Here is an 18,106-nt window from a genome sequence, read left to right on the forward strand (position 1 = left end):
GTCCTATTGGTTGATCAGGAACGCCAAGCATAACCAAAGAAAGGCATCGATTCTTGTACGATTGTGCGAGCATCAAGGAGCAATAGCGAAACCAACACGCTGCATTTTCAGCCAGCGTGAAGGCGATAAGCCGTAGGTTTTACTAAAGTGCCGGGTCATGTGGCTTTGATCAACAAACCCGGCGATTAGCGCCGCAGCGACTAGCGATTCGCCCTGAATCAGCATTGAGCGGACCAGATCAAGGCGGCGCATCGTCAGATACCGGTACGGGCTGGTTCCAAAAAGAAGCCGGAAGTCGCGTGACAGACTCCAGCGATCCCGTCCGCTCTGCTCTGCCAGTTCGTCGAGGGTGATGGTACGGTCAATTGCGCTATGGATGAATTCCCTCGCCTTCTCTGCCGCTCGATAATCGAAGGTTTTCCTGCTTTCCACAATACCGGATACCGCGCTCAAAGCATGCGCAAGATCGAACACAGCATCGTCCTCTTCTAGGGCATCAATCGGGCTGCCCATGCTTTGGAGTAATGCATTCGTAGCCGCGTAGAGCCTTGGATCAGCGGATATTCCGCTCTTGATGAAGGGTAATGGCTTGCCACCAAGAATCTGCTGTATCAGTGCTGGTTCGACGTAAATCATTCGATACTGAAAACCATCTACCGTTCCAGCCTGTCCGTCGTGTGCTTCATCGGGATGCAAAACAATGGTTCCGCCAGGAAGGCTGTGGCGTTCCTGGCCGCGATATTGAAAACTTTGAACTCCCGAGAGAGTTCTTCCTATCGCATAAGTATCGTGACGATGAAGATCGTAGCCGTAACCCGAGATGAATGCCTCGATGCGTTCTAGCTTGCTTGAGCACGGTGCGCGATGAATCCAGTCAGTAACATTTTTTCTATTAACCATTATGAATATATTGGCGGAGAGCGATTTGAAATATTTGATTGCGAATAAATTTACATAACACTACCAGATTGGTTGTTTTCCCGACTGACCGCTCATGGCCGTTTTGAGCCGGCCGCAACAGGTCGATCTCGACCCAAAGCGAGCTGTCGCGCCTATCAATAGCAGACATTCATGCAAGTAGACAACTAGCGACATCTGGTGTGTTTCAGTCGGCCCAATCTTGGTGATTCGGAATCATGACTGATGCTGCCCATACCGCTAAATCTTCATAAATAGTTGTTCCTGTCATGAATCCCATCCGTCTCTCAACACGGATTCTCCCGTGCGTGGATTCGTCAGAGTTACGTTCTCGAGCGCCTTGATTCGCCACTCGGCTGCCTGCCGCGTCAACACGGCAAGGATCGACGTGTCGACAACGTGTGACCCCGCCGGATGAGCCGCTCCGACCGTGAGGCGGCTCCAGAAGTGCACGACTGCCGCGTCGTCGCTGATAGCGACTACATCGATTAGCTCGTTCTCAAGCATCGAATCGCTGTAGATGGTTGCGTGGATGGGCGCATGCAGCTTGACGATCTCATCGACACCGCGCACATAGTGCCCGAACCGATTCACGAACGTCGCATCCTCATGGAACAGTGCTCCGAAGGATTGCATGTCGTGATTGTTCCAGGCGGTTTGAAACGCGTGAGGTGCGTCTTTGGGTTGCTTCATTTGAATCATATGGATCCTCATAAGTGTCTATATGAAAGTACCCAACGTCTGTTTTGGAGGCTTACGGTCGGGCGCTCAAGGAAAATCCTGTTCAACCACGGAATGTTCGCTCATGGCCGAGGCTGTGTAAAAACGCTGTCGAGCGCTAATTCTAATCGGAAGTAAACGATTTGCGGCGATCCATGTCACACGAACAGATGACTCTGTTCGAGGTACACCTATGAAACGCTTCATTGAAGGGCGGGATCGCAGTCAACGCATTTTGCTTCCCGAGCAACTGGACGACTACGTTGCCGATAGCAACCCAGTGCGGGTAGTCGATGTTTTCGTCGATGAACTGGACCTGGTGCAAATGGGTTTCGAAGGAACAATGCCTGCACAAACAGGACGCCCGGCCTATCACCCATCGGTTCTTCTCAAGATTTACATCTACGGCTATCTCAATCGACTCCAATCAAGCCGTCGCCTGGAACGAGAGGCGCAGCGTAACGTTGAACTGATGTGGTTGACAGGGCATTTGACGCCAGACTTCAAGACTATCGCCAACTTCCGCAAAGACAACGGCCGTGCCATCTCCAATGTATGCAAGCAGTTCGTCGTGCTGTGTCAGCGACTTGGCCTGTTCTCTGAAGCGCTGGTCGCTATTGACGGCAGCAAATTCAAAGCCGTCAACAACCGCGACCGCAACTTCACCAGCGCCAAGCTGCAACGGCGCATGGAAGAGATCGCAGCGAGCATCGATCGCTATCTGACAGCCCTCGACACGGCGGATCGCCAAGAGCCGGACCGCAAGCAACTCACGACAGCTCGACTGCATGAGAATATCGCAGCGCTCAAGGCGCAGATGCGAGAGCTTGAAGACATCCAATTAAAACTCCAGAAGACGCCGGATCAACAGGTCTCCCAAACCGATCCTGATGCACGGTCGATGAAGACGCGTGGTACAGGCGTCGTTGGCTACAACGTACAAACGGTGGTCGACGCAAAGCATCATCTGATTGTGGCGCACGAGGTGACCAACATCGGGAGCGACAGGGATCAACTGCACTCGATGAGCCGGCAAGCGCAAGAAGCGATTGGCACCGCATCGCTGACCGTAGTTGCTGATCGTGGTTACTTCAAAGGAGAAGAGATCCTGGCGTGCACACAAGCCGGCATCAACGTGATCGTCCCGAAGAACCTGACCTCCAATGCCTCTGCTGAAGGTCGGTTTGGCAAAGCGGATTTTATTTACGACGCACGCGCCAATGAATATCAGTGTCCCGCCGGAGAGCGATTGATCTGGCGTTTCAAGAGCAAAGAGAAAGGCTTGAATTTGCACCGCTATTGGAGCTCGAATTGCCAGCAGTGCTCACTCAAATCCGCATGCACGCCAAGTCCTCAACGACGCGTGACACGATGGGAGCATGAGTCTGTACTGGAGGCCATGCAGGAGCGGTTGGAACGAACGCCGAAGGCGATGCGAATACGCCGGCAAACGGTTGAGCATCCATTCGGCACCATCAAGGCATGGATGGGCGCTACGCACTTCCTCACCAAAACCAAGGCTCGAGTGAGCACCGAGATGAGCTTGCATGTCCTGGCTTACAACATGAAGCGGATGATCAACGTGCTGGGCGTGGGAACCTTGATAAAGGTGATGAGCGCATAGGCGCTTTTAGCGTCAAGAGATATGTTTGGAGACGGCTATTTCCTCAGCCAAGGGAAATAGCCGCCGCGTTTGCAGGGCTCTCTATTATCAACAATGTCGCGTTAAAATGACGTGGATCTCGGCTCCCTTGATGGATTCAGCGTTTTTACACGGCCTCGGCCGGGTGCCGACTATTTAAGGGAGTAAAAAATCACACTTTATTCACGCCGAAATGCATCGCAAGCGTCCAAACTATGCCGAACAATATTAGCATCGCAATAAGTCCGTATAGGATGCGCAGTGACGAGAACGCCTTGCCTTGTGATTTTTCCAAAATGGCTTGCGCTACGCGATTTCTAAAAGTGAATTCCCCTATCAAGTCACCGACAAGTGTTACAGGCAGTGCCAAAACAAAAAACCACAACCAGCCAGATTGCGTATTCGGATAGTCAGGAAATGCAAGAACTAGCATTCCCAATATTGCTGCAACTGAGAGTGCGATATACCAGCCAATGAATTTAATAATACGGTACATCTGCGCCTTAGTAATGCCACGAAAAATGTCAATTTTACGCGGAAGTTTTCCAATATCAGCGACACCAATGTCAGCTTTGGAGCAGACTTTCGACTGGCAGATTCTGGCCGAACTCGGCCGAATAGCTCGTGTTCACATCCAACGCACTACGAGCAAGCAAGTCGGCGTCGCCTTCATAACTACCAAAATTGGCCGATATTAACTGAGGTACTCCACGATTTCTTTATCATCCTGAACCATATGGTCAGTGATGTGGAATACGTCATTAATCCACTTATGTGCCAGCGCTTCTTTGCGGTCAAGTATCCGGCCTAAGAAGGTCACGTGGCTCCAGGGGGAGCCTACCGCATCAACCAAGCCAACTTGGAAATCGTCGTCATTCACCCAAATCTGGAATGGGAACGCCAACCTGGCTTCAGGGCCGACCTCGTCGCTGCCCCACTCGCCTAAGCTGATAATGCCGCTGAGACGCTTCTCGCTGTGCCCATGCGTATATTGTGCATAGTAGACTGCGAACGCATCGTCATCTTTGTATACAAATCGTGTCAGTCTGACTGTCGTACTTTGGCAGCAATTACAGACTGACTCAGTCGGCTCCTCAAATTCAATTCTTAGCATCGATGTATTCTCAACGTGGTGGCATATTCAAAAATGTCATACTCGATAAATGACCAAACAAAGAATGAACAATAACTACTGGCTGATTGCAGGCTTAATTAGCGCGACCATTTGCCAAGCATTGGGGAACCTATCCTTGGTCCCGTTTCTTGGCCAGTTTCGATGAAATTAAGTACGTACTGCAGCGCCATCTCAAGTTCATCTTGGTTGCACCAATATTCATCTATCGTGCCAAAACTGGTGTAACGAGAACGATTAAACCCGTCTTCAATATCGTTGTACCAAATCACCGTAGCGCCGATAATAGCGACTATCCAGAATCCGCTGCCAAGCTTTCCGTAGGATTCTTCTTCCCACTTATGTGGCGCGATACGTATAGCTTCCCACAATCTCGCTTGCTGTGGATTCATGCGAGTTTCGGCGGCGTTGATTTTGTCCCATAGTGATGCTTCTGAAATTGGTTCCCAGTCCATATTTTTTCTATACGTTGTCCAATAGAGATGATGTCACATAGATGAAGGTAAATGCGCAACAAATCACAGGTGATCATTGTTGTTGAATGGCGGTCAATTGCATCGGCCGATCATGGGCGAGTGCCGTCGTGGACTATAGATATTCGACATGCGTTCCAAGAGGTACGTAGCCGAAGATTTTGAATCCTGCCTCTGTTATGACGCCAGGCACATGCACTGAGCGGAGCACCCGCAGAACAGCCTCACGCTGGGCCGCGGACGTCACGGAAATCTCAACCCACTCATCCTCTTCGTGGTGTCCATAGAAGTGGTGGAACCACTCCCCATCCCACGCACTGACGTATCCACTGTGCACAATTGCGTACACGAAACTGCGGTGATAGCGTGTCGAGCCCGCTCATGCCGAATCGCAGTTCTGCCCACTTCGTGTTGTTCATGACAGGGAACATATAGAGCGCCTAATTGATGGCGGACACGAATGTCCGCCGCCGGTTCCAGCCAATCGTCTGGTCGGCTGATCAAAATTTGATCCACACCTCGCATCAGGTGTCAGTGTTGGCATTTGGGCGACATTAATGCGCGGTTTATCAGCAATTGCGCACCGTCAGGCCATTCCTCCGGATGAGCGTCGACGTAGGTGAGTACCGCTAGCAATTCGTCCTCAGTTGAGCGAAGCCCCGATTCGTCACAGACCAGCCCCAGCGTACGTCCATATTCAGCACTTCCATGAACGTATCCGGTTACGTATGTGGCGAGCGCTGTAGTAGAGACTTTACTGGCGCGTGCTTGATCAAGGCCGCGCTTCAATTCGTCGACAGTAAGCGCAAAACAGTTTTGCGCCACAATCAGTGCACAAAAAACGAATATTGATCTTTTATGCATCTCGGACATTCATATTTGAATTAATTAAGTCTGAGGACCTATTAAATTTTCGTCGGAATAGACTAACTGAGTGATGGTGCATTTCTCGTGTCTCGCTTCATTTCACTGCTAGAGCTGAAAAACACTTTCAATCCAAATTCTCTCTTTTGGATGATGCTCTGCAATGGTGGCCAAAGCATCGGAAAATGTTTCATCGCCGGCGCCAATCAATGCAAAATTGAACCGCGTCACATTTCGACCAGCGAGACTAGAAAATTCGTGTTCGGTGATAACGTCACATCCACACCATATCGCTCCACCCGTGCGTTCATTTAACGCGATAGCTTCGTCGAGACCGCTTCGTGTAAGTGCAACGAAAACCATCTTCATTGGCCGGATTCTTAAAAAAATAGTGTGCCCCATGCTGCCACATTGGAGTTGGCAAAGCAACATCAGGTTGGCCGGTTATTTGAATATCTCATCCTGGCCGAACTGAGCCAGTCACAATAGACCCAATTCGCCCCTATTCCGCATCATCACCGGGCGGTTTGAACAGATCGTCAAGGGGATTCGGTTTCTTTTCGGTGCGCGCGACACCGCGACGGCTTGTGAATTCTTCTTCTATGTTATCGCGGTAATAGCTCCAGGCCGAACCCGATGTCGACAGCCGGCGCCAGACCTCGTTTCCAACGCCTGAATAATCTATTGCGCTCCCATCTTCGAACTCAACCCGCAGCGTACGCTCTCGCGGGTCATATCCGATAGCACGCAGTTTGCCGGCATTGATGCGTTTCATCTCCATGACTGCCTCCTGTACATAGCGGTTGTTTTTAGCGGTTAAATTCACTGCTCAACTTTCTGAGCCACCTGGACAATCCGTTCCCGCACCACCCCGATCGCCTGCTTGAGGGCATAGACGTCCTGGAAATACCGCTGCGGAATGCGTATCTGGCTAGCGTTCGCATCGATGTTTTCGATATCGTCGCGCCACTGCGCAATTTGTTCTTTGCCGGGTTGCCTGGTGCTCCAGATTTCATCTTCCAGCGACTTGATCTCGCGGTACCAGACCACCAGCCGGTTTTTCATGCGCGCTTCAACCATGCGCGGCAGCGCCTGCAGCAGGCCGAACAGCAGCGCCATGAAGGGCAGCAGGATCAGCAGGCGCCGCTCGATGAAGCTGGCTAGCCAGAACGGCAGGTAGCGTTGCAGGAAGGGGCGGCCGGATTTGAAATAGCGCGTGCTTTCGTCGGAAATCGGGAAATCGTCGGTATTGAGGTTGGGGAAGGTGCCGCGCGGGGTGAAATAGTCTTCGCGGGCGTGGGCCGTATTGGCGGCTTCCAGCAGCAGGTAGACCAGCGCCGGATGCAAGGTGTCCTTGGACACCAGCAGCGCGGTCGCGGCCAGCAAGGTGACGTCGGCCTGCGGCAGGTCGTTGGCGACGCTGGTCGAGGCGCGCGGGAAGATGATCTTGGAGAGCGAAGGGAATTTCAGCACCAGGGCGTCAGCCTGGGCGAAGCTCATCAGCTTCAGGTCGCTGTTGAGCAGCATCTGCTGCATGGCTGCATCTGGCCTGCCGATAAAGAAGGCGGCGTCCAGCTGGCCGTTTTCAAGGTTCTGGTAAGCCTGGTAGGCGTCCATTTCCAGCAGTTTGGCGTTGTCGGCGCTGATGCCGCTGTGGCCGAGCAGGGTGCGCGAGACTTTCAGCAGGCCGCTGCCGGGAACGCCGATGGAAATCCGCTTGCCCTTCAATTGCGCCAGGCGGTTGACGATGGCGTCGCCGCGGTAAAACACCCAGATCGGCTCGTATGAGATGGCGGCGATGGTTTGCAGCTGGTCGTTCTCAGACGGGGTGGTGGTGCCGGACTGGATGAAGCCGACTTCGTATTCGCTCTCGGGATCTTTCAGCCGCTGGTAGTTTTCCACCGAGCCGGAAGAGCTGCGGATATCCAGCGTGATGCCTTCGCGCTTCAGGAGCGGCGCATAGCGTTCGGCGAAGCCGTTGTAGATGCCTTTGTCGGCGCCGGCGGTGATGACAATCGTGCGCTGGGTGGCCGGCTTGAGGATGGTCACCAGGGCCCAGCCCAGCACGGCGATGGCCACGACCGCGCCGGTGATCAGGAGCCGCAGGCGTTGTGCGGTCATCGGCGCTTTTTGTATGCGGTGCAGTGCTGGATTGTGTCTCGGCATGGTGTCTATATGGGACGCACTTGGTCGGGCAACTCGGAAACCGCATTTTTACAGGAGCCTGCGCCCCCGCACACATTACACCTTCTTGACGAACTCCGATTTCAGGCTCATGGCGCCGAAGCCGTCGATCTTGCAGTCGATGTCATGGTCGCTGTCCACCAGGCGGATATTCTTCACCTTGGTGCCGACCTTGACCACGCCGCCCGAGCCTTTCAGTTTCAGGTCCTTGATCACCGTCACCGTGTCGCCGTCCTGCAAGACGTTGCCGACCGCATCGCGATACACCTTGGCGCCGTCTGCGCCGGACTCGGCCGCAGCCTGCGCCGACCATTCATGGGCGCATTCAGGACAGATGTAGAGGCCGCCGTCTTCGTAGGTGAATTCGGAATTGCATTGGGGACATGCGGGCAAGGTGCTCATGGTGTTGTCTTTCAGGTAAGGCAAAATGTTAAAAGTGAGACAGTATACTGCCTGCCGGTTATCAGACCCTAAGCCTGGCCGGCAAAATATTCGGCATACACCTGCACCACCCAGTCGACAAACACCTTGACCCGGGGCGACAGCTGGTGATGGGACGGATACAGCGCCAGCACCGGCAGCTCGGGGCAGGTGCGGTCGCTCAGCACCGCCACCAGCCGGCCGCTCCGCAGGTATTGCTCGACCCGGAAGCGCGGCACCTGGATCAGGCCGAATCCCAGCAGCGCGCATTGCGCGTAGCTGTCGGCGTTGTCGACTGCTATCCAGCTGCCGGCCTTGTATTCTTCTACCTGGCCGTCACGCATGAGAGTGAATGGATACTGGATATTGTGGTTGCGCGTGAAAAAGCCGACCGCCTGGTGTGCCGCCAGGTCTTCCGGCACCAGGGGAGTGCCCCAGCGCTCCAGGTAATCCGGGCTGGCGCAGATGACCTCCGGCAGCGAAGCCAGCCGCCTTGCGATCAGCGAGGAATCCTTGGGCACGCCGACCCGCACCACGCAGTCGATGCCTTCGCCCACCAGGTCGACCAGCCGGTCGCCGCTGCTGATCGCTATGTTCAGGCGCGGATAACGTTCACGGAATTCGGCTAGCCGCGGCAGGATGATCTGGGTAGCGTGGGTGCCGTGCAGGCCCAGGCGCAGCACGCCGCCGGGGTTGGCCGCGCTGGTGTCGAGCGAGGCTTCGGCGTCTTCGACGTCGGCCAGGATCCGGCAGCAGCGCTCATAGAATGCGCGGCCGTCCAGGGTCGGCTTGACGTTGCGCGTGGTCCGCTCCAGCAGCCGCGCTCCCAGCCGCCGTTCCAGTTCCTTCATGGCGTGGGTGGCGGTGGCGCGAGGGATTTCCAGCACACCGGCCGCTTTGGTGAAACTGCCCAGGTCGACGATATGGGTGAAGAGACGCATTGCTTCAAGTCTGTCCATGGAGGCAATTGTTGTCTTTGATTGGATGATGCGAGCAATTTTTACTTATTTGTCTAAATTTGTCCAACGTCAACAGCATATTCAATGGCGTCGGCGACAATAACCCGCCAGTTTGACACTGCACTGTTGCTTGATTAACGTAACAACCATTCCATTAACCAAGACATCGAGACCAACCATGACCCGTTTTCTTTCCAAATGTGCGGCCGCCTGCGCTTTTACCTTAGTCCTCTGTACCAGCGGCTCCGCGGCGCTAGCGCAATCCGCGCCGGCGCCGGCGACCAAGGAAGGGGATTTTGTCATACGCGATTTCAAGTTCCGTTCCGGTGAAACGCTGCCCGCGCTGAAGCTGCACTACACCACGCTGGGAGCGCCAAAACGCGATGCGGACGGCCATGTGAGCAATGCGGTGATCGTCATGCACGGCACCGGCGGCGATGGCCATCAATTCTTGCGGCCGCAATTCGCCGACGTCTTGTTTGCCCCGGGCGGCTTGCTCGATCCGGCCAAGATGTACGTCATCCTGCCCGACGGCATCGGCCATGGAAAATCCTCAAAACCCAGCGACGGCTTGCATGCGCGTTTTCCCAAATACGATTATGACGACATGGTCGCCGCGCAATATGCCTTGGTCACGCAAGGCCTGGGCGTGGATCATTTGCGGCTGGTGATGGGAACCTCGATGGGTTGCATGCATTCTTTTGTGTGGGGCGAAACCTATCCCGCGTTCATGGATGCGCTGATGCCGCTGGCTTGCCAGCCGGTGCCGATCGCCGGCCGCAACCGCGCCTGGCGCAAGATGCTGATCGATGGCATCACCAGCGATCCGGCGTGGCAGGGCGGCGATTACAAGACCCAGCCGCAGCAGGGCTTGCGCACCGCGGCAGACTTGCTGCTGATCGCCGGCAGCGCGCCGCACCAGCAGCAAAAAGATTATCCGACGCGCGACGCCGCGGATGCCTACGTTACCGAGCATGTGAAAAAAGACCTGGCCACGCTCGACGCCAACGATTTGCTATACCAGGTCAGCGCATCGCGCAACTACGATCCGTCCGCCAGCCTGGACAAGATCACGGCGCCGCTCATGTGGATCAACTCCGCCGATGATTTCATCAACCCGCCGGAAACCAACATCGCCGAAGCGCAGGTCAAAAAAATCAAGAACGGCCGTTACGTATTGATCCCCATCAGCGATAAAACCTACGGCCACGGTACGCATACGCGCGCAGCCGTGTGGCAATCCTATCTGGCTGAGCTATTGAAAGAGTCGGCTAAAAAATAGATATCCACGCCAGCGGGATTGGCTGCCTGCTAAAGCCCGGCCACGGACAGGCGCGCGACCAGCAGGTCGATGACCGCGCGCACCCGGCGCGGGATTCGGCCTTGCGGCCACACGATATGGATCGGCAAGCCGGGCATTGCGAAATCGTCCAACACCAGTTCCAGCTGGCCGCTGTCAACCAGGCTGCCGATTTGCCACAGCGGGGCCATGCACAGGCCCAGGCCGAGCGTCGCCGCGCGATGCCGCGCCAGCGCGCTGTCGGAACTGAACCTGCCGCGCACCATGACGCTGCCAGAGCTGAAGGCCCAGCTTTCCTGTTGCTGGGCATTGCGCCGCAGAATGCAGTCATGTTGCAGCAAATCGCCGGGCTTGCCGGGGCGGCCGCGGCGCGCCAAGTAGCCGGGAGCGCCGGCAACTACCCGGCGCAGCACGCCGAATTTCCTGGCTTTCAGGTCCGGCTGCTTGAGGTGGCCGATCCTGATGGCCAGGTCCAGGCCTTCCTTTGCAAGATCGACATGCCGGTCCGACAACGCCAGTTCGATGGCGATTCCGGGTTGCCGCTCGATGAAACCGGCCAGCACCGGCATCAGGAAATCGGGGCCGAACAATGTTGACGCGCCGATCCTGACCGGGCCGCTAAGTTGCGCGGCATCGTCCTGCACTTCGGCATGGGCGTCGCTGATGTCGGCCAGCACGGTGCGCAGGCGCGATGCAAATGTCAAGCCGGCCGGCGTCGGGTCGCAGCGGCGCGTGCTGCGCGTCACCAGCGTCAGTCCCAGCTCGTCTTCCAGGCTCTTCAAGGAGATGCTGACAGCCTGCACAGAGCGTCCGAGGCGCCTGGCAGCGGCCGTCAGGCTGCCTTCGTCGACCACGGCGACAAAAGCGGCGTAATCCTGGATCGAGGTGATTTTCATTGAAAATATGAAAGTGATTATCCGATTATGGTCATTATCAATCAAATTCGGAAAGCCTATACTCCATCCATCGTTTTAAGGAGAAAGATATGGCAGCTGATCGTGTGGATTCTGTCGTGCAGTATGGCCCGCCGCTGATGCTGGCGGACGCGAAGGCGGTGGCGCAGGCGGCGGAGGATTATGCCCGCGAGCGTGGCTGGCCGATGGTGATCGCGGTGGTGGACAGCGCCTGCCAGCTGCTGCTTTTGCATCGCATGGACCAAGCCCAGCTAGGCAGCATCAGGGTCAGCCTGCAGAAAGCCGAAACCGCGGTGGCTTTCCGCCGGCCTACGGCTGTTTTCCAGGAGGCGCTGGGACAAGGCGGCAGCCATCTGCGGCTGCTGGCGATGGATAACCTGATGCCGCTCGAGGGCGGTCTGCCGCTGCTGTGCAACGGCGCCGTGGCCGGCGGCATAGGCGTGTCCGGCATGCAGTCGGATCAGGATGCGCTGGTCGCCTTGGCCGGCGCCGCGGCGCTTACAGCAGTGCAGCGCCAACCAGTCCGCTGATCACGCCGACCAGCATGGTCAGCAAGGCTACCGCCACCAGCACCCTGGCATCGAAATCCTTGCGCAGCATCAGCAGCGACGGCAGGCTGATGCTCGGCAGGGTCATCAGCAGCGCTACTGCCGGCGCGGTGCCGAGGCCCAGCGACATCATGGTCTGCACGATAGGGATTTCAGCCGCGGTCGGGATCACGAACAGGGTGCCGGCGATGGCCAGCGGCACCAGCCACAGCAAGCTGTTGCCCATCGCGCCGTCGACATGCGGAAACAGCCAGACCCGCGCCGCGCCCAGCACCAGCACCGCCAGCACATACACCGGGATCGTGCTCCAGAACAGTTGCCAGATGGTGCGGGCCCAGCGTCCCAGGAAATCTGCACGCGCAGGTGCACTGGCTTCGATTACCGCCTCTGCCGCCGCCGCCGGGATTTCTTCGGGGCGGGAAATGCGCTGCGCGATCATCGACACGCCCAGCACCAGCACCAGGCCGGCTACCAGGCGCAGGGCGGTGAAGCCCCAGCCCAGCACAAAACCCATGAACACCAGCGTCGCCGGGTTCAGCACCGGATTGGCGATCCAGAAGGCCAGCGCCGCTCCCACCGAGACCTGCTGGCGGCGCATGCCCGCCACTACCGGAGCGGCGCAGCAGGAACACATCATGCCGGGCAAGGCGAACAGGCCGCCGCGCAGCACCGAGCCGAAGCCGGCGCGGCCGAACAGGCGCAGCAGCCAGTCGCGCGGGATCAGCACCTGCAGCAGCGAACCCAGGATCACCGCCAACACTGCGGCTTTCCAGATCGCCAGGAAATACACCTTGGCGTAGGCCAGCGCGGCGGCGATGGGTGCGCCTTGCTTATCGTCGAGGATCGAGGCGCCGATGCTGTGCTTGTCGGCGGCCAGGAACGATTTGAGGTAGTAGGGCGACCATTTGACGTAGTACAGGCCGACCACGGCAACCAGCAGGAACAATGCCGGTTTCCACCAGAACGACCAACCCCTGGCGCTGGATGGGGGGGATAGAGTGTGCATGGAAATACATCCTGTAGAAATGACAACGCATCATAACCCGGCGCAGCGGGGCGGATTTGATCCGCAGCGGCAGATTATAAGCGGGATCGGGGCGCGCCGGACAGTTCGCTGGCGCCTCAGCCGTCCTTGTCCCGTGGCGTATCGGGCATCTGGTCGCGCGCGACCGAGAAACAGATATAGGCTATTCCAGCAGAAAAGACAGCCAGTACATACGCCAGCCGTTTTCCATGCCACAGGCTGGACAGCCAGCGGTTGAAGTCGGCGATCAATCTTCCCGAGGTCCCGCCATACAGTTCGATGTCGCGGCGGTAAGCCTTGGAATCGCCCGGATCGACGGCATAAACGCCTCCGCCCACCACCTGGTAGCTGAGGGCGGCGCTTTCCCGTTCAGCGGCGGTACGATAGATCAGGCCGGCGGACAATAATCCCACCAGCAGGACCGCCGCCGCGATCAGGTACAGGGACAGCTGGAGATGTGAGTGCTTGCCGTGCATAGGCTGTCCAGTCATGGCGCCGGGGTTTGGTCCGGCCCGATGTTTTTCCTCATCCGCGTCACCGGCACCTGGATGCCGCCTGGCAGGTCGAGCGCGAACCTTTCGATGACGGCGAAGCCGGACGCCAGGTACAGCGGTTCGCCAGGCAGCGTGGCGACCAGTTCCAGCGTGCTGAAGCCGTTGCGCAGCGCCTCACTGGCGCAATGCCGCATCAGCCGGCTGCCGAGGCCGCGGCGCTCCATGCCGGGATCGACAAAAAAAGCCCGTATGCGGGCGGCTTCGCGCGACGGATCGAGCAGGGGATCCGCGCCGCTCTTCGCCCGGTCGCCGCCGAACAGGGTGCGCCGCTTGCTCCAGCCGCCGCAGGCCACGGCCTTGCCGGCATCCTCGATCACGAAATAGGTCTGGTCGGCGATCAGCTGCGTGTCTACGCCAAACACATGACGCGTGACGGCTGCCGCCTGCGCATCCGAATAGAAGCCAGCGCTGAGGCCGATGCCGGAGCGGGCAATCAGCGCTTCCAGCACCGGCACGTCGGCCATCTGCGCGGGACGCAGGCTAAGGGCCGATGCGCGGCCGGCGGCGACGGGAGCCTGGGGTTGCATGAGCTATCGTGCTCCTCAGGATTTGAGCCGGTACCCGGTCTTGAAGATCCAGGCCACGATCGCCAGGAACACCGCCAGGAACATCACCGTCATCGCCAGGCTGATCGTGATGTTCACGTCCGCGGTACCGTAGAAGCTCCAGCGGAAGCCGCTGATCAGGTAGACCACCGGGTTGAACAGGCTGATCGTGTGCCACACCGGCGGCAGCATCTTGATCGAGTAAAAGCTGCCGCCGAGGAAAGTCAGCGGCGTGATGATCAGCAGCGGCACCAGCTGCAGTTTTTCGAAATTGTCGGCCCAGATGCCGATGATGAAGCCGAACAGGCTGAAGGTGATGGCGGTCAGCAGCAGGAACAGGATCATCCAGAGCGGATGTTCGATATGCAGCGGAACGAACAATCCTGCCGTGGCCAGGATGATCAGGCCGAGCAGTATCGACTTGCTGGCGGCGGCGCCGACGTAGCTGATCACGATCTCGCGGTAGGAAACCGGCGCCGACAGCAGCTCGTAGATGGTGCCGGTGAATTTGGGGAAGTAGATGCCGAACGAGGCGTTCGAGATGCTTTGCGTGAGCAGCGACAGCATCACCAGCCCCGGCACGATGAAGGCGCCGTAGCTGACGCCGTCGACCTGGGCGATGCGCGAGCCGATGGCGGCGCCGAACACGACGAAATACAGCGATGTCGAAATCACTGGGGCGATGATGCTTTGCAGCAGGGTACGCCAGGTGCGCGCCATTTCGAACTTGTAGATGGCGCGGATTGCATGGAAATTCATTGTCCGTCCTTGATCAGGTTGACGAAAATATTCTCTAGGGAACTTTGCGTGGTCTGGATATCCTTGAACTGGATGCCTTGGGCGCTGAGGGCGTTGAGCAGCGAAATGATGGTCACCCGTTCGCCGTCGTTCTCATAGGTATAGACCAGCTGGCCGCCGTCGCTGGACAGGCTCAGCTGGTAGGCTGCAAGTTCGGGCGGAACCTGCGCCAGCGGCTGCTCCAGCTGCAGCGTCAGCAGCTTCTTGCCGAGCTTGTGCATCAGTTCTTTCTTGTCCTCGATGAGGATGATCTCGCCCTTGTTGATCACCCCGATGCGGTCGGCCATGTCTTCCGCCTCCTCGATGTAATGGGTGGTCAGGATGATGGTGACCCCGCTTTCCCGCAGCGAACGCACCAGCTGCCACATGTCGTGGCGCAGGTTGACGTCGACGCCGGCGGTCGGCTCGTCGAGGAACAGGATCTGCGGTTCGTGCGACAGCGCCTTGGCGATCAGCACCCGGCGCTTCATGCCGCCGGACAAGGTCATGATCTTGTTGTCCTTCTTGTCCCACAGGGACAAATCCTTGAGCACTTTTTCGATATGGGCGGGATTGGCCCGCTTGCCGAACAGGCCGCGGCTGAAGGACACCGTCGCCCACACCGTTTCGAAGGCGTCGGTGGTCAGTTCCTGCGGCACCAGGCCGATCAGGGAGCGGGCCGCGCGGAAATCGGCACCGATGTCGTGGCCGTCGACCCGCACCGAGCCCTCGGAGATGTTGAGGATGCCGCAGATGCAGCTGATCAGGGTGGTCTTGCCGGCGCCGTTCGGACCCAGCAGCGCCAGGATCTCGCCGCGGCGGATCTCCAGGTTGACGTTGTTGAGGGCACGGTGGCCGGAAGCGTAGGTTTTCGAGACGTTTGCTACAGAAATGATATTTTGCATGAGCCGTTCGATCGTAATAAGTGCAGGTGTGCCTTGCCGTGCATTCTAATCCTGAATGGAAAATTAATTTTGGCGGAGGCCGTTCTCGAAGGCGTCGATCAGTTTGATCAGGTTCTCCATGCGCGATTGCTCCTGCGGCGTCGTCGCGCGGTTCCACAGGAGGTCGAATTCCGCCACCAGCTGGCGGTACTCGGTTTCGCTGACAGGTGCTGCGTCTGTTTCTTTCTCAAACATAGGTTTATCCCGGCAAGTAGGAAACGCCGGAGCCGCGGCGTTTCACAGATCGATACGGCGGAGCGTCATGCGGGCACGGCGTTCTCCATGGTTTTGGTGCGCAAGAGCAGGGCGCCCAGACCGGCGCCCAGGCCGGCGAAACAGGCGCCGACCAGGAACGCAGCCTGGTAGCCGCTGTTGAGCGCACCCACCGGCTCGTTGCCGGTCGCCAGCAGGTGCTCGGTATGCAAGGCCGCCAGGCTGGCCAGCACTGCGAGGCCAAGCGCGCCGCCCATCATGAACGAGGTGTTGACCACGCCCGAGGCCAGCCCCGATTCGGATGGCGCAACGTCGCTCATGGCCGCCAGCAGCACCGGATTGAAGGCAACTCCGGCGCCCAGGCCGAGCAGCACCATGCCCGGCAATACATCAGCGACGAAGTGGCCGTCGACCGGGGCGCGCGCGAACAGCAGCAGGCCGCAGGTCGCCAGCAGCAAGCCCACCGCCAGCGGCCGCCGGATGCCGAAGCGCATCACCAGCCTGGCCGAGATGCCGAGGGAAAAGACGGCCATGATCAGGTTGGCCGGCAGGAAAGCCAGCCCGACCTGCAACGGCTTGTAGCCGAGCACCAGCTGCAGGTATAGCGCGGACAGGAAGAACCAGGCGAACATCGCCGCCGCCCACAGCACGCCCACCACATTGGCGACCGCCACATTACGCAGCTGGAACAGGCGCAGCGGCATCAGCGGCACCCGCACCCGCGTTTCGATCACCAGGAAAGCCGCCAGCAGTACCGCAGCAACCGCGAGCTGGCCCAGCGTGCGCGGCGAGGCCCAGCCGGCTTCGTTGCCGTTGACGATGGCATACACGGCGAGCATCAGCGCGGCGGTGACGGTAACCGCGCCGAACACGTCCAGGTGCTTCGATTGCGCCTGGCTATGCACGGCCGGCAGCAGCCGCAATGACAGGGCAATGACGGCGATGCCGATCGGCAGGTTGACCAGGAAAATCCAGTGCCAGCTCAGGGTGTCGGTCAGCAGGCCGCCCAGCATCGCGCCCAGGCTGCCGCCGCCGGCGCAGACGAAACCGTAGACTCCCATCGCCTTGGCCCGTTCGGCCGGCTCGGTGAACAAGTCCATGATCAGCGACAGCGCTACCGACGTCACCACGGCGCCGGCCAGCCCTTGCACGGCGCGCGCCGCCAGCAGGAAACCCTGGGTGGTGGAGAGGCCGCAAGCCAGCGAGGCCAGGGTAAACAATGCGATGCCGATCAGGAACAGGCGCCGGTGCCCGTACAGGTCGCCGAGCCGGCCGCCGAGCAGCAGGAAACCGCCGAAAGTCAGCATGTAGGCGTTCACCACCCAGGCCAGCGAGGTGTCGGAGAACTTCAGGTCAGTCTTGATGGACGGCAGCGCCACGTTCACGATGGTAGTGTCGAGCACGATCATCAGCACGCCCAGGCACAGCACGATCAGGGCCAGGCCGCGGCGGTCGCGGGTTGCAGCATGGGTAGGATTTTCGGTCATGTCGGTCTTTCCAAGGATGATGGACTTTGCACGAGGGGGTAATCGAGCCGCAAGATTCAGGGGGCCTCGATACCTAGTCGAACGGAAGTCGCCGAAATCGACAGGCGGGCAAAGACTGCCCGGCCGGATTGCCGTTTGAATAACTTGGTTCTTTTTAAATTCAGGCGGCGCGCAGCCGCCTGTGCTGCAAAAACTGTAACGGGATCCGGTACAAGCCGGTGTCAGGCAAGGCGCATGTTTATCGCTGATGCGTCAGTTGTGATCGCCGTCGCGGAGGTGGGCTGCGATGGCCGGGTTTGCATTCGGATCGAATCCGCAGGTTGCGGAAGATTTCAGGAAATGATTTTACGCACGACATCACCATCGGCAAGGTTGTGCCGCTCGTCTTTGTGCCCAGGCGGTGCGCCAAGGCGGTGCGCCAAGGCGGTGCGCCAAGGCGGTGCGCCCAAGGCAGGATTGACGGAAACGGCGTTACGGAACACATTATC

Annotated in this window: 23 protein-coding genes; 3 read left to right on the forward strand and 20 right to left on the reverse strand. The window is 58.3% G+C overall.

All coding sequences use genetic code 11. The features are described from left to right. Nucleotides 1-72 precede the first annotated feature (72 nt). Together BM062_RS03530 and BM062_RS03535 are read right to left on the reverse strand one after the other, a co-directional pair. Nucleotides 73-900, reverse strand: a complete 828-nt coding sequence (locus tag BM062_RS03530; protein WP_092393221.1) for an AraC family transcriptional regulator — start codon at nt 898-900, stop codon at nt 73-75. A gap of 285 nt (nt 901-1,185) precedes the next feature. Continuing rightward, nucleotides 1,186-1,611: an SgcJ/EcaC family oxidoreductase gene (locus tag BM062_RS03535; protein WP_254784886.1), complete on the reverse strand. Its 426-nt coding sequence runs from the start codon at nt 1,609-1,611 to the stop codon at nt 1,186-1,188. A 220-nt stretch (nt 1,612-1,831) separates the two neighbouring features. On the opposite strand from BM062_RS03535, the gene BM062_RS03540 reads away from it, so the two are divergent. Continuing rightward, nucleotides 1,832-3,262 (forward strand): IS1182 family transposase, encoded by a 1,431-nt coding sequence (locus tag BM062_RS03540; RefSeq protein ID WP_092393227.1) that lies wholly within the window; start codon nt 1,832-1,834, stop codon nt 3,260-3,262. Between the two features lie 190 nt (nt 3,263-3,452). On the opposite strand, the gene BM062_RS03545 is transcribed toward BM062_RS03540, so the two are convergent. The 10 genes from BM062_RS03545 to BM062_RS03585 form a co-directional block, all read right to left on the reverse strand. Beyond that, complete coding sequence (locus BM062_RS03545; protein WP_092393230.1) at nt 3,453-3,776, reverse strand: hypothetical protein; 324 nt, start codon at nt 3,774-3,776, stop codon at nt 3,453-3,455. Nucleotides 3,777-3,974: 198 nt separating this feature from the next. Then, complete coding sequence (locus BM062_RS03550) at nt 3,975-4,394, reverse strand: hypothetical protein (RefSeq protein WP_092393233.1); 420 nt, start codon at nt 4,392-4,394, stop codon at nt 3,975-3,977. A 98-nt stretch (nt 4,395-4,492) separates the two neighbouring features. Further along, nucleotides 4,493-4,867, reverse strand: coding sequence for a hypothetical protein (locus tag BM062_RS03555; protein WP_092393236.1), 375 nt, complete (start codon nt 4,865-4,867; stop codon nt 4,493-4,495). A 133-nt stretch (nt 4,868-5,000) separates the two neighbouring features. Further along, a complete protein-coding gene (locus BM062_RS26215; RefSeq protein ID WP_371326546.1) occupies nt 5,001-5,222 on the reverse strand; it encodes a DUF6678 family protein in 222 nt (73 codons plus the stop codon). Beyond that, a complete protein-coding gene (locus tag BM062_RS26220; RefSeq protein ID WP_371326538.1) occupies nt 5,149-5,316 on the reverse strand; it encodes a DUF6678 family protein in 168 nt (55 codons plus the stop codon). The genes BM062_RS26215 and BM062_RS26220 overlap by 74 nt, the downstream gene beginning before the upstream one ends. Before the next feature lie 541 nt (nt 5,317-5,857). After that, on the reverse strand, nt 5,858-6,118 hold the full coding sequence (locus tag BM062_RS24930) for a hypothetical protein (RefSeq protein ID WP_139219981.1): 261 nt from the start codon (nt 6,116-6,118) through the stop codon (nt 5,858-5,860). A 133-nt stretch (nt 6,119-6,251) separates the two neighbouring features. After that, on the reverse strand, nt 6,252-6,530 hold the full coding sequence (locus BM062_RS03570) for a KTSC domain-containing protein (protein WP_092393241.1): 279 nt from the start codon (nt 6,528-6,530) through the stop codon (nt 6,252-6,254). A gap of 41 nt (nt 6,531-6,571) precedes the next feature. Next, nucleotides 6,572-7,870, reverse strand: a complete 1,299-nt coding sequence (locus BM062_RS03575; RefSeq protein ID WP_254784887.1) for a TAXI family TRAP transporter solute-binding subunit — start codon at nt 7,868-7,870, stop codon at nt 6,572-6,574. 120 nt (nt 7,871-7,990) lie between these two features. Beyond that, entirely contained in the window at nt 7,991-8,335 is a 345-nt protein-coding gene (locus BM062_RS03580; RefSeq protein WP_092393574.1) for a zinc ribbon domain-containing protein YjdM, read from the reverse strand. Between the two features lie 68 nt (nt 8,336-8,403). Further along, a complete protein-coding gene (locus BM062_RS03585) occupies nt 8,404-9,312 on the reverse strand; it encodes a LysR family transcriptional regulator (protein WP_092393247.1) in 909 nt (302 codons plus the stop codon). A gap of 178 nt (nt 9,313-9,490) precedes the next feature. On the opposite strand from BM062_RS03585, the gene BM062_RS03590 reads away from it, so the two are divergent. Beyond that, on the forward strand, nt 9,491-10,594 hold the full coding sequence (locus BM062_RS03590; protein WP_092393250.1) for an alpha/beta fold hydrolase: 1,104 nt from the start codon (nt 9,491-9,493) through the stop codon (nt 10,592-10,594). 29 nt (nt 10,595-10,623) lie between these two features. On the opposite strand, the gene BM062_RS03595 is transcribed toward BM062_RS03590, so the two are convergent. Then, the gene (locus tag BM062_RS03595) at nt 10,624-11,508 is read right to left on the reverse strand and encodes a LysR family transcriptional regulator (protein ID WP_254784889.1); all 885 of its coding nucleotides are present in this window, start codon (nt 11,506-11,508) and stop codon (nt 10,624-10,626) included. A gap of 89 nt (nt 11,509-11,597) precedes the next feature. Between BM062_RS03595 and BM062_RS03600 the strand changes: the two genes are divergently transcribed. Beyond that, nucleotides 11,598-12,056 carry a GlcG/HbpS family heme-binding protein gene (locus tag BM062_RS03600; protein ID WP_092393256.1) on the forward strand — a complete coding sequence of 153 codons (459 nt, stop codon included), beginning with the start codon at nt 11,598-11,600 and terminating at the stop codon, nt 12,054-12,056. Here the strand turns inward: BM062_RS03600 and BM062_RS03605 are convergent. The 7 genes from BM062_RS03605 to BM062_RS03630 all read right to left on the reverse strand — a co-directional run bounded on the left by BM062_RS03605 (nt 12,025) and on the right by BM062_RS03630 (nt 17,618). Then, nucleotides 12,025-13,080, reverse strand: a complete 1,056-nt coding sequence (locus BM062_RS03605) for a permease (RefSeq protein WP_092393259.1) — start codon at nt 13,078-13,080, stop codon at nt 12,025-12,027. The genes BM062_RS03600 and BM062_RS03605 overlap by 32 nt on opposite strands. Nucleotides 13,081-13,196: 116 nt before the next feature. Further along, on the reverse strand, nt 13,197-13,574 hold the full coding sequence (locus BM062_RS03610; RefSeq protein WP_139219982.1) for a hypothetical protein: 378 nt from the start codon (nt 13,572-13,574) through the stop codon (nt 13,197-13,199). An 11-nt stretch (nt 13,575-13,585) separates the two neighbouring features. Further along, on the reverse strand, nt 13,586-14,179 hold the full coding sequence (locus BM062_RS03615) for a GNAT family N-acetyltransferase (RefSeq protein WP_092393265.1): 594 nt from the start codon (nt 14,177-14,179) through the stop codon (nt 13,586-13,588). Nucleotides 14,180-14,194: 15 nt separating this feature from the next. Continuing rightward, complete coding sequence (locus BM062_RS03620) at nt 14,195-14,956, reverse strand: ABC transporter permease (protein WP_092393268.1); 762 nt, start codon at nt 14,954-14,956, stop codon at nt 14,195-14,197. After that, nucleotides 14,953-15,879 carry an ABC transporter ATP-binding protein gene (locus BM062_RS03625; protein WP_092393271.1) on the reverse strand — a complete coding sequence of 309 codons (927 nt, stop codon included), beginning with the start codon at nt 15,877-15,879 and terminating at the stop codon, nt 14,953-14,955. Before BM062_RS03625 ends, BM062_RS03620 begins: the two co-directional genes overlap by 4 nt. A 63-nt stretch (nt 15,880-15,942) precedes the next feature. Next, entirely contained in the window at nt 15,943-16,113 is a 171-nt protein-coding gene (locus tag BM062_RS25510) for a hypothetical protein (RefSeq protein ID WP_175500868.1), read from the reverse strand. Nucleotides 16,114-16,178: 65 nt separating this feature from the next. After that, nucleotides 16,179-17,618, reverse strand: a complete 1,440-nt coding sequence (locus tag BM062_RS03630; RefSeq protein ID WP_092393274.1) for a DHA2 family efflux MFS transporter permease subunit — start codon at nt 17,616-17,618, stop codon at nt 16,179-16,181. Nucleotides 17,619-18,106 lie beyond the last annotated feature (488 nt).

This window comes from Collimonas sp. OK412 (genome assembly GCF_900112135.1).
Taxonomy (GTDB): domain Bacteria; phylum Pseudomonadota; class Gammaproteobacteria; order Burkholderiales; family Burkholderiaceae_D; genus Collimonas; species Collimonas rhizosphaerae.